This window comes from Methanococcoides sp. DA23 (genome assembly GCF_057593895.1).
In genome coordinates, this window is sequence record NZ_CM172520.1 from 537,796 (window position 1) to 552,202 (window position 14,407).

17 protein-coding genes are annotated in these 14,407 nt (G+C 44.2%); 6 read left to right on the top strand and 11 right to left on the bottom strand.

Annotation, left to right across the window (positions count from 1 at the left end; all coding sequences use genetic code 11):
• Nucleotide 1: 1 nt before the first annotated feature.
• The 11 genes from AC20MK_RS02770 to AC20MK_RS02820 form a co-directional block, all read right to left on the bottom strand.
• The gene (locus AC20MK_RS02770) at nucleotides 2-1,738 is read right to left on the bottom strand and encodes an ATP synthase subunit A (RefSeq protein WP_487356481.1); all 1,737 of its coding nucleotides are present in this window, start codon (nucleotides 1,736-1,738) and stop codon (nucleotides 2-4) included.
• The gene (locus tag AC20MK_RS02775; protein ID WP_172368027.1) at nucleotides 1,729-2,028 is read right to left on the bottom strand and encodes a V-type ATP synthase subunit F; all 300 of its coding nucleotides are present in this window, start codon (nucleotides 2,026-2,028) and stop codon (nucleotides 1,729-1,731) included. Before AC20MK_RS02775 ends, AC20MK_RS02770 begins: the two co-directional genes overlap by 10 nt.
• Nucleotides 2,028-3,101: a V-type ATP synthase subunit C gene (locus AC20MK_RS02780; RefSeq protein WP_487356482.1), complete on the bottom strand. Its 1,074-nt coding sequence runs from the start codon at nucleotides 3,099-3,101 to the stop codon at nucleotides 2,028-2,030. The genes AC20MK_RS02775 and AC20MK_RS02780 overlap by 1 nt, the downstream gene beginning before the upstream one ends.
• Nucleotides 3,102-3,108: 7 nt before the next feature.
• Nucleotides 3,109-3,660 carry a V-type ATP synthase subunit E gene (locus AC20MK_RS02785; protein WP_487356483.1) on the bottom strand — a complete coding sequence of 184 codons (552 nt, stop codon included), beginning with the start codon at nucleotides 3,658-3,660 and terminating at the stop codon, nucleotides 3,109-3,111.
• 52 nt (nucleotides 3,661-3,712) lie between these two features.
• Entirely contained in the window at nucleotides 3,713-3,961 is a 249-nt protein-coding gene (locus tag AC20MK_RS02790) for a V-type ATP synthase subunit K (RefSeq protein ID WP_487356484.1), read from the bottom strand.
• A gap of 4 nt (nucleotides 3,962-3,965) precedes the next feature.
• Nucleotides 3,966-5,906, bottom strand: a complete 1,941-nt coding sequence (locus AC20MK_RS02795) for a V-type ATP synthase subunit I (RefSeq protein WP_487356485.1) — start codon at nucleotides 5,904-5,906, stop codon at nucleotides 3,966-3,968.
• A complete protein-coding gene (gene ahaH / locus AC20MK_RS02800; RefSeq protein WP_487356486.1) occupies nucleotides 5,899-6,225 on the bottom strand; it encodes an ATP synthase archaeal subunit H in 327 nt (108 codons plus the stop codon). Before ahaH ends, AC20MK_RS02795 begins: the two co-directional genes overlap by 8 nt.
• Before the next feature lie 248 nt (nucleotides 6,226-6,473).
• Entirely contained in the window at nucleotides 6,474-7,667 is a 1,194-nt protein-coding gene (locus AC20MK_RS02805; RefSeq protein ID WP_487356487.1) for a radical SAM/SPASM domain-containing protein, read from the bottom strand.
• Nucleotides 7,668-7,672: 5 nt separating this feature from the next.
• A complete protein-coding gene (locus AC20MK_RS02810; RefSeq protein WP_487356488.1) occupies nucleotides 7,673-8,557 on the bottom strand; it encodes a polyprenyl synthetase family protein in 885 nt (294 codons plus the stop codon).
• 33 nt (nucleotides 8,558-8,590) lie between these two features.
• Nucleotides 8,591-8,971, bottom strand: coding sequence for a cytochrome c maturation protein CcmE domain-containing protein (locus tag AC20MK_RS02815; RefSeq protein ID WP_487356489.1), 381 nt, complete (start codon nucleotides 8,969-8,971; stop codon nucleotides 8,591-8,593).
• Nucleotides 8,972-8,983: 12 nt separating this feature from the next.
• Nucleotides 8,984-9,112, bottom strand: a complete 129-nt coding sequence (locus AC20MK_RS02820) for a CcmD family protein (RefSeq protein ID WP_487356490.1) — start codon at nucleotides 9,110-9,112, stop codon at nucleotides 8,984-8,986.
• Nucleotides 9,113-9,287: 175 nt separating this feature from the next.
• Here AC20MK_RS02820 and ahbD point away from each other — a divergent pair, with 175 nt between their 5' ends.
• The 6 genes from ahbD to hemB all read left to right on the top strand — a co-directional run bounded on the left by ahbD (nucleotide 9,288) and on the right by hemB (nucleotide 14,374).
• Nucleotides 9,288-10,328, top strand: a complete 1,041-nt coding sequence (gene ahbD / locus AC20MK_RS02825; protein ID WP_487356491.1) for a heme b synthase — start codon at nucleotides 9,288-9,290, stop codon at nucleotides 10,326-10,328.
• A 91-nt stretch (nucleotides 10,329-10,419) separates the two neighbouring features.
• A complete protein-coding gene (gene ahbA, locus AC20MK_RS02830; protein ID WP_487356492.1) occupies nucleotides 10,420-10,875 on the top strand; it encodes a siroheme decarboxylase subunit alpha in 456 nt (151 codons plus the stop codon).
• Nucleotides 10,865-11,344 carry a siroheme decarboxylase subunit beta gene (gene ahbB, locus AC20MK_RS02835; RefSeq protein ID WP_487356493.1) on the top strand — a complete coding sequence of 160 codons (480 nt, stop codon included), beginning with the start codon at nucleotides 10,865-10,867 and terminating at the stop codon, nucleotides 11,342-11,344. Before ahbA ends, ahbB begins: the two co-directional genes overlap by 11 nt.
• A complete protein-coding gene (locus tag AC20MK_RS02840; protein ID WP_487356494.1) occupies nucleotides 11,345-12,025 on the top strand; it encodes a precorrin-2 dehydrogenase/sirohydrochlorin ferrochelatase family protein in 681 nt (226 codons plus the stop codon). It begins immediately after the preceding gene.
• Between the two features lie 93 nt (nucleotides 12,026-12,118).
• Nucleotides 12,119-13,387 (top strand): glutamyl-tRNA reductase, encoded by a 1,269-nt coding sequence (hemA, locus tag AC20MK_RS02845; protein WP_487356495.1) that lies wholly within the window; start codon nucleotides 12,119-12,121, stop codon nucleotides 13,385-13,387.
• A 12-nt stretch (nucleotides 13,388-13,399) separates the two neighbouring features.
• Nucleotides 13,400-14,374 carry a porphobilinogen synthase gene (gene hemB / locus AC20MK_RS02850; protein ID WP_487356496.1) on the top strand — a complete coding sequence of 325 codons (975 nt, stop codon included), beginning with the start codon at nucleotides 13,400-13,402 and terminating at the stop codon, nucleotides 14,372-14,374.
• Nucleotides 14,375-14,407: the final 33 nt, after the last annotated feature.

The following is a 14,407-nucleotide window of genomic DNA, read 5'->3' on the forward strand; positions in this document are numbered from 1 at the left end:
TTCAGTTGCCTCCGATCTGTGCAAATTCTTCATCCATCTTCTTCATGACTGCATCAAGTGCTGCATCGAAGTCTTCCTCGTATTTGACTTTTGCGAGTTCATCCTTTGACTGGATGGTGATGATCTTGTTCATTGGAGTTCCTGCTTCAAGTGCAGCTGTTGCCATCTCTCCGTATTTTGAGATAGATTTGAGAAGCTTGTACTGCTTGTCGAATGGACAGTATGTGTCAACAGGGTGGAATGCATTCTGCTGGAGGAAATATTCCCTTACCATACGTGCAACTTCAAGTGTAAGCTGCTGATCTTCTGGAAGTGCATCGGAACCTACGAGCTGCACGATCTCCTGAAGTTCGGATTCCTGCTGGAGAAGGTCCATTGCATTGTCCCTGAGCTGTGTCCAGTCAGGTCCAACGTTCTCGCTATACCAGTCAGCAAGTCCCTCTGTGTACAGACTGTAACTTGTAAGCCAGTTAATGGATGGGAAGTGTCTTCTCTGTGAGAGCTTTGCATCAAGCGCCCAGAATACCTTTACGATACGTAGTGTGTTCTGGGTAACAGGCTCTGAGAAGTCACCACCAGGTGGTGATACTGCACCAATTACAGTAATTGAACCATCGACTCCTGCAAGGGAGTTAACTGCTCCTGCACGCTCATAGAATTCAGAGAGTCTTGCAGAGAGGTATGCTGGATAACCTTCTTCTCCAGGCATTTCTTCAAGCCTTGAGGATATTTCTCTCATTGCTTCTGCCCATCTTGAGCTTGAGTCTGCCATGAGTGATACATCGTATCCCATGTCTCTGTAATATTCTGCAATTGTGATACCAGTGTAAACTGATGCTTCACGAGCAGCTACAGGCATGTTGGATGTATTTGCGATAAGAACTGTCCTCTCCATGAGTGGACGACCTGTCTTTGGATCTTCGAGTTCCGGGAACTCGTTCAATACATCAGCCATTTCATTGCCGCGTTCTCCGCAACCGATGTAAACAACAATATCAGTGTCACTCCACTTAGCAAGCTGCTGCTGGGTAACTGTCTTTCCTGATCCGAATGGACCTGGGATTGCAGCTGTTCCGCCTTTTGCTATAGGGAACATACCATCAAGGATCCTCTGTCCTGTGATAAGAGGCTTGGTTGGCATGAGTTTCTTTGCTACAGGGCGTGGTCCTCGTACTGGCCACTTCTGCATCATTGCGATCTCAGTTCCATCTGTGAGCACACAGATTGTGTCTTCGACCTTGAAACTACCTGCTTTTATCTCTTTGATAGTACCAGAGATGGTTGGTGGGACCATGATCTTGTGCTCGATGTTTGCGGTCTCCTGGACCAGACCGAGTACATTACCACCTTTTATCTCATCGCCTTCGCTTGCTGTTGGCTTGAACTCCCAGACCCTTTCACGGTCCAGTCCATTTGCGGTAACTCCTCTCTCGATGAAGTTGCCCATCTGTTCCTGCAACACTGGCAGAGGTCTCTGAATACCATCATAAATACTTTCTAATAATCCAGGTCCAAGTTCAACGGACAAAGGCAGTCCGGTGTTCACTACAGGTTCTCCCGGTTTGATCCCGGAAGTATCCTCGTATACCTGAACAGTAGCCTGTTCGCCTTTGATCCTGATGACTTCTCCCATCAGTCCCTCGTGACCTACTTTGACCACGTCGTACATTCTCGGTTTAATTCCTATAACCGTTACAACAGGTCCTGCCACACGATAAATTTCACCATTTACTTCCACAGATCTACACCTACCGATTGTTTTATCTTTTCCCTTAAGTTTGAACTTTCACCAGTTCCTCCGAGAGTGACCACTGTTGGGTCAACAGACTCACTAAGAGTATCTCTCAAAATTTCCGGTAGTTTATTAAAGTCATCTTCATGTATCACAAAGATACCTACATCTGAATCTTTAAGCACGCTTGTGACAACAGATTCCAACTCATCACTTTTAGCTTCGTATATCTTCTTAATACCAGCTAGTCTGAATCCTGTTACAAACTCGCTGCTACCTACTACTGCTAATTCCATTAGATCACCAACTGGTTCCTGATTATTTCTTCATCAAGATCTGCTGCTTTTCCGCGCAGAATGATACGCAAGTTGTGTACTTCATTCGTTTTGTTCAGTATATAGTCCATGATCGGAACAATGGATAATGGGTACACATGTGAAAAGCTTGAAGCGGATTTGATGTTGGACTTAGTGAGTTGAGTTTCCAGTTCCACCAGTGAGTCCATTTCAGGTTTCACTATTCCAGATATATCCTCCCAATAAGGATACTTCTCAAGTGACTGAATAAATTCACTGAAAGGAAGTGGTATTAGTTTTTCGATCTCTTTAATGCTTAAATGAAGACCGCCTTCAAGAATCAGGTCTGCGATCTCATCCTTTTCCACATTGGCATTCTTCAACCTGAAAAGGGTACTCAGGTTCTTCATGTCGATCTCAGTACGGATGAACTTTGAGAACAGTTTACTATCATTGGATTTTGGATTGTCTACTGTATTGGACAGTCCGGTATAGTACATCTTATCAAGCTGGTTTTCGATCTCAGAGAGGTTTGTCCCATCATATCCTTTTAATGTTGGGTAATAATCGGTTCCACTGAGAGCATCGATGATGCTTTCATAAGATTCTTTTTCTGAAAGGCTTGACAAAAATGGATAAGACAGTTGTCCGGCGGAAACTATGCTATCATTGATCTCTTCTACTGATGCATTACAATACTTACCACGTAGAATGGTCTTGATGCTCCATATATCATATTTCCTAAGATATTCAGAGATCAGATAGTTCAGCTCTCCTTCGGAGATATTGATCAGTTTTGTAAAAGTGACCGCAAGATTTCTGTTCAATGCGTGCTCAAACAGATCAACACCGTCATATGTTCTTGCCAGTTCATCGACATCCTGCTTATACTGTGACTCTTCGATAAAACGGGTGATCTCGTCGATACCCATGTTCATTAATCGAGGATATGACTCCCTAGGGAGAAGATTGCTTTTCATCGCGCGAACGCGTGCAGTCACATAAGCGTAATTGGAGCCACTTCCGCTCTGCTTCGGACTACTTTTTCTTGTGAATTTTTGCAAAAGCCCCATTTGGATATCACCCGAACAAGATATCAGATGTCTGTTTCAATGATTGCTCATTAACATTCTTCATCATTATATCGTATGTATAATCTAAACGAACTGTTCCATCATCGTTCTCTATGATCACTCCGCCAATACAATCTATATTGCCGGCGTATTCAAGGGAAGACAACTTTTTGACAAGTTCTTCTGAGTCCTTGTTAGAGTATATTTTACTGCCGTTGCTATCATTTTCATCAATGATCGCTTTTAACAGCTCTTCCTGCTTTGTTTCAGGAAGGGATACAATAGTCTCTATTGCATTATCGTATACTTTGTCAAGGACCTCTTTGCGAGCATTAAGCATTGTACGTTTGACTTCCAGATTTGCGCTGGAGATCTCCTGTTGGCGTAATCGCTTGATATCATCTTCGGCTTTTGCCAGACGGTCGCCCATGATCTTCTTTGCAGTCTGCCTAGCATCATCCAGTATCTGTGATACTTCTGCATCAGCATCTGCATTGATCGTGCTTACTTCTGTCTGGGCAGCACCCATGATATCTTTTATAACTGTTTCGAGTCCCATGCTCTGACACCTTAAAAGAATTTAAGAGCAATATGATTGCTCTTAAATTAACTCAGCTGATAAGCAGTGCGACAACAAGTCCGAAGATAACGATTGTTTCTGGAATTACGGTAAGGATCAATCCTTTACCGAACAGACTCTCGTTCTCTGCCATTGCGCCGATTGCTGCTGAACCAATATCTCTTTCTGCAATTCCTGATGCAAGTCCAGTAAGTCCTACTGCGAGTCCTGCTCCAATTGCTTTTAATCCTGCTGGGTCCATATATGTTACTGCTGCTGTTGCTGTTGCTGCGTCTACCATTTGTTTATTCCTCCGTGTATTTCCTAATATATCCGAATGGGCTGTATTTTCTTCCGCCACCTTCGTAGAATTTTCCGAAAAACTCTACATACTGCAACCTAAGTGAATGCAATCCAGGGGCTATTATACTCAGGACTGTGTTTAATGCATGTCCGAATATGAATACGATTATTGCACCTATCACTGCCACGATCCCACCCTGTGGAAGGATCATCTCAAAAGCTATGAGATTGACAGTTGATGCAATATAGATTGATGACAATCCTACCGCTATTAAACGAGTGTAGGAAAGTGCATTACTTAATAAGCTAGGTAATTCTATAGCTCCTTTTGCGCCTTCTCCTTTAACGAGCATGACGAATCCTATAAGGAACACTATAATTCCGATTATTTCCGTAGGTGCGATATTTGCATATCCGAGTACACCCAGGATTATTCCGAGTTCAACTACAAGCCAGCTGCCCTTTTCGAACATAGCTGCAGCGAATCCGTGATTTCTCCTTTCGTTTATGAATCCGACCACATATCCAAAATTGACATGAAGTGCACCGATAAGTGCAGTTGCAATGATCATCGTCATAACGATGTGAGTACGGTGTATTGGATATGTTATAACTTCTCCTCCAACTGGAGAGTTGAAGAGAGCAATGGTCTCGAATCCCGGTATTAATCCAGGGATGGTAATACCATGACTGGTCAAACTTGCAAGTGGGAACCCAAGGAACTCACCATACAGAACACCAAAGATCAATGTTGATATCTGACAATAGATAAGTACATTCATCAAAGGCTTTACTGCGTCTGACTTGACCATCTTCTTGATACCTAATGCAAGTGCTAGAAGGATCACTGCATATCCAATATCTCCAAGGATCATTCCATAGAAAAGTGGGAATGATATGAATATCAGAGAAGTTGGATCGATCTCCTTGTATTTAGGACGTGCATAAAGGTCCATGATCTCCTGGAATGGCTGGGTGATCTTTGGATTATCATATTCGATAGGTATGATATCTGTATCAGCTTTTGTGATCTTCTGTTTTGAAACAAAAGCCCTTCCGCTTGTAGCAGATTCAATTGTCCTTTCAAGAGTTGCAAATTGATCATCAGGTATCCATCCATCAATGATGAATGTATGCTCTGATGTTGCTATCTTTACTGGAGCCTCTGCTTTTTCAGATTCGATAGTAAGCAATTCCTCACTGGCAAGTATAAACTCTGAATATTTATCCTTGATAGATGAAATATCCGTTTCCAGTGAAGTGATCTGCTTCTGGATCCCTTCTTCTTCCCTTGTGATATCTGCTATCAGGGTTGAAGGGGTTCCGCTTATCTCTGGTATCCTTATTTCTCTGAACTCGAAATTTGAAAGGATCTCTGAGATATTAGCTTCATCTTCTTTCTTGACGAATAATACCACAGTTCCGGTACTTTGGTCATATTCCATCTCATAGGTCGATGTTACCTGTGAGACAGCAGAACCAATGTTCTCCTTGACAGTTCCTGCAAAGACCTTAATGCTCTCATAGTTATGGTATAATTCCATATCTATAGGGATCGCTGAAAATGGACTAATGTCCTTTTTCAGTGCTTCAAGTTCCTTGAGTCGTGAATCCAGTTCAGACTTTTTCTCTGTTTTAGCACTAACCTCGATATCAAGCTGGTCCAGCATTGAATCGAGCTCATTGATAACAGTTGTTTCCTTCTGTTTTGGTATTGATCCGTTCTTAATACCAAGGAAGGATGAGATAGATCTTAATTGGATAAGTTTCTTAGAAACTTCGCCTGCATTTTTGAATGGTCTGCCAAGCTTAAGTCCGGAGCCGTCTTCATTGTAATCTTCAAGGTGGAACAAGTTGCTACCGTGAATTGCTTCCACTGTAGCTTCCATGATGTCCTTGTGTCCTACAATGACGGCACGACTCATCTGTTTTGGCTTAAGCATGTATTGTCCTCTCAAACTCTGTGACCAGATTTTCAACGGCTTTGTCAACGTTACCTTCAGCTTTGTCGCTGATCTTCTTAGCTTCGTTCACGCCGTTGGAGATAATATCCTCAGATTCGTGTTTAATAGTCTCTTCAGCTGACTTCAGTGCATTCTGGGCAGATTGTGCTGCATCATTTTCCGCCTGTTTGATGATCTCTCTAGCTTCAGCACGAGCTGCTATATTGCGCTCGCTCTTGTTCTTAAGCCCTTCATCCACCATTTTGGCCGCACTTTGTTCTGCTTCCTTGATTTCGGATAAGATTTTGTCTTTGGCCATGTAACTCCTCGATACATCTATAAAATGATAACTTGGCGTAATTTACACTCCTAATAGCAAACTTGCATATAAGTTATTCGGTTATGCTTTTCTGTTCGCGGAAATGTTAATAATTTATCATTGAAATTTATACAAAAAATACTTAAGTTCTGACTATCTGCAAACCTCATGTGCAGTTTGCCAGAACAAATATGTGCTAAAAAAGTATGGGAATATTTAATTCTCTTTATTTTTGCTCTATTTAGAGCTTATTTTTTGTATTGAAGGTCAACTCTTAAAGGAATTTGAGCATCCTTTGGTATGGTATGTATGTACTCCTTTCTGAATTCCGGGTTACGCATCATACAATAATCTGCAGATCCCTTGTAAGCTGCATGCTTGCCCATACGTTTCCATATATCTTCAAGGCCATCTTCTCTAACGTTCCCGAAAGAGAGCGGCGTATAAGCGCATGGCATAACATCTCCGCCCGCAGCAACATGCATCCATCTCCTGCCTGCAAAGCAACCGAACTGTTCAGGTCCGTTAAAATACGGGAATGCAGTGACCCTGGGGCCGTCAGTTTCCTTGTTCTTGTCCTTCTGGAACCTTTCAAGCCTTACAACATCTTTCTTGGTTAGGGTCTCATCTTCATGGTCCAGCCATCTTCCCACGGCAATGATCTCATAGATGGACATTTCCTGCATGCCAAGATCATCTGCCAGGGTATAGAACTCCTCAAGATCATCGATATTATCCGGTGATACCACAACGAACATATCTGCCATGATCTCTGCATCCAGCGTATTCTTGATCCCTGCCATACTGTTCTTGAATGCCCCTTCAAGACCTCTTACGCGGTCATGCTCTTTCTCATCCGGACTATCTACACTGATGTGGGCTGAATAAAGGCCTGCATTCCTTAGGTCCCTTGCCCTTTCAGGTGTCAGCCTGAACCCAGATGTAAAACAAGTGGCTATAGCCTTTGTTTTATCAACACTGGCGACCATGTCCACAAGATCATTTCGAACCATGGTCTCACCACCATCGAAAGAGATCAGGTATGCTCCAAGGTCTATGGCCTCGTCTACTACCCTGTTTACTTCTTCAAGTGAAAATTCTGGATCCGCAACAATGCCTGCAGCACCACAGTGTATGCAATTGTATGGGCATCTGTCAGTGATCCCTATGGAGAACTGGTCAGGGATACGCTTTTTCATAACTGCGCCGATCTGTGCACTTATGACCCTGTTGAATGCGGGACTTGGGACCGGTGGTACCCATGTGGAAAAAATGATATTATCCTCATCCACCAATATTGGTTTTTCTTCCCGGAATATCTTATTAATGCGTTTTATCACAGGCTTTGATACAGCTGATAGTGGTCCTTCTGTGTCGAGAACGACCTTTCCATTCTCTGTACTGGCATTTACTTTGATAACTGATTTGTCATATACCCGCATAATGTTCACCTGGATCTGATAGTGTTTTTCAATGATGTCGGAAGCATTTCCGTTGTTATGTGATCTGTAACTTCCATGAGCTTGCTTCTTGAATCGGAAGGCTCGAACTCTTCCAATATGTCTTTTGCCATTCTCACGTTCTCCATTGCCAGTAAGGTCGCCTTTTCTACAGCGCTCTCATATGGCATGGTCCTTCTATATATCTGCAAGATCGATATGGACTCATTATCCGATCTCTTATCATCGACATTCTCTGTATATTCCAGAATGTCGTCAACGATCTGATATGCTCTTCCGAGCTTTTCTCCATAATCCTCCAATTTACTTGCAGTCCTTTCATCAGCACCTGCTATATATGCACCCATTGCCGCACTGGCTGCAAAGAGGGATGCGGTCTTCTTGTCGATGCAATCGAAATAGTTCATCTCTGCAAAATCCTCGGATGTGCTTTTTATGTCAATGGTCTCGCCCTCTGCCATTGCCATTCCTGCACGTCCGAACTCCCGTACTACCGGTGTATTGTATATTGAAATAAGCTCAATGGACTTTGAGATCATATAGTCTCCAGCAAGCATGGCAGCCGCTGGTCCGAACTTTTTATGTGCAGACTCTACCCCTCTTCGTATGACCCCTTCGTCCAGGATATCATCGTGTATAAGGGAAGCGGAGTGGATAAGCTCGATCGCAAGTGCTGCATTTATGCTATTGTCGGAGTCTCCTCCGCATATTCGGGAAGCCAGCAATAATATAATAGGTCTGACCTTCTTTCCGCCCGACCTGCAAATATGTCCGACGACGTTTTTCATCTGGGGTGAATCATCCATGTCGCTTATCATTTCGTTCATGGCAACGGTGATCTGCCGGTATTCATCCCATTGTTCGATATTCATCGCATGTCCTCATAATGTGATATGTTCCAGGTTTCATTCGGAATACTTTGAAGGGCAGCCGATAACTATCTGTTCTGCCTCTATCTTCGATTCCGATATCATGGTCCCTGTAAGACTAACACTGTTCCCTTCTACAAGATTTGCAGGAAGGTCAGCTGTGTATTCAATATCTATCTCCTGTTCCTCGTCTTCAGCATCCGTAAGGGTGAACGAGACCATTTCCGGTGAGATGCTCAATGTCCCATTCTTGACAAGTCCCATTGTACTGACCTTCTGCCCCACATGGTCCTGTGGGCTGGTCGTGATGTCAGAGACCATCATATATCCCTGTTCGACATCAACGCCCCAAAGTCCGATCACCATGACTGCTACTATCGCAAAAATGGTGAGGATCGCCTTTCGTTTTTTTTCCATTTGCAAACACCATCAATCTTTAAGCTTTCGGATCAGGGATGCAAGACGCAAGCGTGTGCGTATCAGATAAACAATGTAGGAAAGTATTATTATCCATGTAATTGCGAATGCTGTCTGAAATGCCTGTTCTCCCATTGCCATATCTTATCATCCTTAGCTCCAAAAAGGGCATTATATGTTGTTATTTTATGTATCTTGACGATACGATTTATATGGGTTCTGTGTAGTATAGTTCCATACTATTTAAGTAAATTGAAAGAATTGCCTTTGATAATAGCTTACATTATATTAAGTAAATAGGAGTACTTGATCACACATGGTAAAACCTCCACGACTTATAGCCTGGGAACTGACATGGGGATGTAATCTTTCATGTGTTCATTGCAGAGGTTCATCTACCTCGGAGATACCCGAAGGTGAACTTTCCACAGCCGAAGCAAAACATTTCGTCGATGAGATCGTAGAGATGGGAGACCCCATTCTCATTTTGACCGGAGGTGAACCTCTTGTTCGCAAGGATGTCTATGAGATCGCAAGATACGCTACTGACAAAGGTCTGCGTGTGGCTCTTGCGACCAATGGTACCCTTCTTAATGACGATGTTGTGAAAAAACTGAAGGATGCAGGAGTGCAGCGTGTCAGTATAAGTATCGATGGCTCAACGGCACAGACACATGACGATTTCCGTGGAGTTCCCGGTGCATTCGAGAGCACGATGCGAGGTATCGATTATCTGAAAAAGGGCGGGCTTGGTTTCCAGATAAACACGACCATAACGAAAAGGAACATCGATGAGATCCCTGCGATCCTTGAACTTGCGACCAATATCGGTGCGGAAGCCCATCATATCTTCCTTCTTGTACCGACAGGCAGGGGTAAGGAACTCGAGAACGAAGAGATTCCGCCTGTTGAATATGAGCGCGTACTGAACTGGTTCTATGATCAGCAGAAGCACGTCAAGATCCAGTTGAAGGCCACATGTGCTCCTCACTATTTCAGAATAATGCGCCAGCGCGCAAAAAGAGAAGGCACTGAGGTCACTGTTAAGACACATGGCTATGAGGCAATGACACGGGGCTGTCTAGGTGGCATAAGCTTCTGCTTCGTCTCCAGTACCGGGGATGTACAACCCTGTGGATACCTGCCCGTGGTCGCAGGCAACGTGAAGGAAAAGAGCTTCAAGGAGATCTGGGAAGACTCGGTCCTTTTCAACGATCTTCGTGATTATGATAAGCTCGGTGGTAAATGCGGAAGATGCAGCTACAATAATGTCTGTGGGGGCTGCCGTGCCCGTGCTTATGCAGCCACTGGTGACTACATGGCGGAAGAGCCATACTGTATATATAATCCCAGATGAACTCTGGTTACGGGAAATATTAATAATCTAATGATGGCATGAACTCTGCCTAGCATCCAGATGACTGCAAATAAAAATGGTGTTAATTTATATGATAGAACTTGATGAGGTCGATAAGTCGATCCTGAACCTGATACAGCTGGATTTTCCTCTTGATCCTCACCCATTTAAGAAATTAAGCCAGCAGCTTGGAATTTCTGAAGAGGACTTGCTGGGACGCATGGGACGACTTAACGAAGAAGGCGCTATAAGGCGTATCGGTCCGGTGATCAACACGAAAAAGGTAGGTGGCATCAGTACACTTGTTGCAATGAAGGTGCCGGAATCCCGCATCGATGAGGTCGCAGAACTGATAAATCAGCATCAGGAAGTTTCTCACAACTATTTGCGTCAGGCGGATTACAACATCTGGTTCACAGTTTCCGCTGCGAACCGTGAACGTCTGGAGCAGATAATAAACGACCTCAAGGACGAGACCGGTTGTCCACTGATCGATCTTCCGACAAAACGTCTCTTTAAGATCGGGGTGAAATTCGATGTCAGATGATAATGTTCAAATGGATGAGATCGACACACGTCTTCTCAAATTGACCCAAGATGGAATTCCGCTCACTCATTCTCCCTTTACTGATGTCGCAAAGGAGCTCGGCATGACCGAAGAAGATGTGGTCGATAGGATCAAGCATCTTCAGGCGAACGGTTTTATTCGGAGGTTCGGTGCGTCTATAGGACATCGTGCCATTGGCATAACCGCGAATGCAATGTGCACCTGGAACGTTCCAGATGAGCTTGTGGAAGAGGTCGGTGCAATCATGGCAGGTTTTTCTGAAGTGACACATTGCTACGAGAGACCTCGTTATCCCGACTGGCCATACAATCTCTTCACAATGGTGCATTCATATACTCGCGAGGACTGCGAGCATGTTGCTAAGGAGATCTCTCTGGCAACAGGGATCTCCGATTACAATCTTCTGTACAGTGTCCGGGAATTCAAAAAGACTGGCGTGAGGCTGTAAATGACAGGGAATGACCCTGGTCGGAAATATCTGCCCCTTTTCATTGACATGGAAGGTCGGAAGGTGGTGGTATTCGGTGGAGGTTCTGTGGGATTGCGAAAAGCCTCCCTCTTTGCAGAATATGCAAAAACTGTTGTAATAAGCATTGATTTCTCTCCTGAACTTGAAGAGCTTGCTTCTTCATCAGCAGTTGAACTGGTCGGGTCAGACCTTTCTTCCGTTTCCGATGAATCCATAATTGACCTGATGGAGGATGCCTTTCTTGTGATCCCTGCAACTAACGTTCCTTCATTGAATGATCGGATCAGGGAGCTTGCACAGGGGTGTGGGATACTTGTAAACCGCATTGATATGGCAGGGGAGGTCGTAATTCCTTCTGTTATACAGCGGGATGGACTCTCCATAGGCATATCGACCTTTGGTTCAAGTCCTGCGGTCTCAAAATATACTCGCCGGAAACTGGAATCTATCATCACTCCTCAATATGGGGATATGATACGCTTGCAGGATGAGATGCGAACATTGCTCAAAAGTAAAGTGGACTTGCAGAAAGAGCGTAAAGCCCTTCTCTGGAAGATACTCGAGGACAAGACTATATGGGATGCCCTGGAAGATTCGTATGAAAAAGGGTATAATGTAGCATATAATATAGTTCAGGAGCACATAGACAAGAAAGGTTGATGTTATCATGAAATATTACATTAGGTTTAAGTCCAATGCTCGTATTCATGTGGATATGTTACACTTATCACACGCCGTTCGTGGAGGCTTGGAGTGACAGAAATATCCAGTATGGTAATTACACACGCAAAGGCTACTGTTGAGGAAATGGAAGATTCCTGGCACGGTGACATCGAGCTTGTCCTGAGCCAGCTTTACTCAAATGAGCTTGTTTATGAGTGTGCAGTCCTCAAGACCTGTAATCGTGTAGAGATATATGTGGTATCTTCAAAAGGTAGCAGTGTGCTTTTCCACTATGCAAAAGAGATGGGAGTTTCCGCAAAGATAGTGGAGTTCTATGACCATGATGAATCGTTAAGACATCTGCTCAGGCTTGCCTGCGGTCTCGAATCCATGATAATCGGGGAAGACCAGATCCTCGGTCAGATCAAGGACTTTTTCCTTTTGGCCAAGGAGGCCGGAACCGTTGGGAAAGTACTTAGTACTGCATTCAGCAAGGCGATCCAGGTGGGTAAGAGGGTCCGTACAGAGACATTCATCAATAGAGGTGCAGTTTCCATTGCTTCGGCAGCGGTCGATCTTGCAGAGGATATCCTTCACGGTCTGAATGACAAGCACATTCTTGTTATCGGTACCGGTGAAATGGGTACCTTGGTCACAAGAGCGCTTTCACACAGGGATATGCATGTTATCTATCTTGCAAATCGTACTTATGAGAAGGCAAGGGACCTTGCCGAAGAACTTGGCGGGGAAGCTGTCATGTTCGACCAGCTGGAAAAATACGTCCACGCTGCCGATGTGGTCATCAGTGCTACTTCTGCTCCTCATTATGTATTGAAGGATGATCTCGTGGGTAAAGTCATGGAAGGCCGTGAGAACGAACTACTTCTCATAGATATTGCAAGTCCGAGAGATATCGATCCTGCAGTCGAGAAAATTCCACATGTAATTCTCCGTAATATCGACGGTTTACGTGTCATTAATGAAAAGAACCTTCAGATGAGGATGGTGGAGGCCAAGAAGGCCGAGGTCATCATTGATGATGAATTGAAGCTATTGAAGGCCCAGTACAAACGTCAAAAGGCGGATGCTATCATATCCGATCTGTACAGTCAATCCCACGGTCTCAGGCATAACGAGATGGAGCATGCCATCAATAAACTGAGTGCCTACCATACCATGGGTGATATTGAACGCAAGGTGCTTGAAGATCTCACGCATGCGATCACGAACAAGATCCTTGCAGAACCCACCAAGAAATTACGCAATGCTGCGGAATATGATGACGATAAGTTCCTTGATTCCGTATCTCGTTTATTTGATATACGCCCAATTAAGAAGAACGATGGAATTACAAAATAAGAGTTGATACTAATGTTCCCACAGGTTAGAATGCGAAGGTTAAGAAGTGGTAAGATACGCGATCTGGTGCGGGAGACCTCACTTGGCGTAGATGACCTGATATATCCAATGTTCGTAGATGAGACCACTGATTCTTCCGTGGAAATATCATCTATGCCCGGAATACAGCGCTTGCCGCTGGACAAAGTGGTCGATGATGCTAAGGAAGCAGCAGATCTCGGTATTCCGGCATTGGTACTTTTTGGCATTCCAAAGAGCAAGGATGCTGTCGGAACCTGTTCTTATGGCGAGGATGATATCGTACAACAAGCTGTCCGAAGCATCAAGGAAGACCTTGGTAAGGATATGGTGGTCATCACCGATGTCTGTATGTGTGAATATACCGATCACGGTCACTGTGGTATTGTCGATATGGATACCGAGGACGTGCTAAATGACCCTACCCTTGATATTCTCGGCAAGATCGCCACAAGTCATGTTGAGGCCGGTGCGGACATAGTTGCACCCTCGGGCATGATGGACGGTATGATAGGTGCTATTCGTAATTCTCTCGATGAGAACCATTTTGAGAACACTCCTATCATGTCCTATGCTGCAAAATACACATCGGCATTCTACGGCCCTTTCAGAGAGGCTGCGGATTCCGCTTTCCAGTTCGGTGACCGTTCAACGTACCAGATGGACCCTGCAAATTCAAATGAGGCTATCCGTGAAGCAGAACTGGACATATTGGAAGGTGCGGACATCGTTATGGTGAAACCTGCTCTTCCTTATCTTGATATTATCTATCGCATCAAACATGAGTTCAAGATGCCCACTGCTGCGTACAATGTCAGTGGGGAATACTCTATGCTAAAGGCAGCAGCTGAAAAGGGCTGGCTTGACGAGAAGATGGTCATGTATGAATCTCTCATGTCCATCAAGCGTGCCGGTGCTGATATGATACTTACTTATTTCGCAAAGGACCTCGCACGTATGCTTAAGTGAGCTTTGTGGGTACAAAAACGATATATTTCTGAG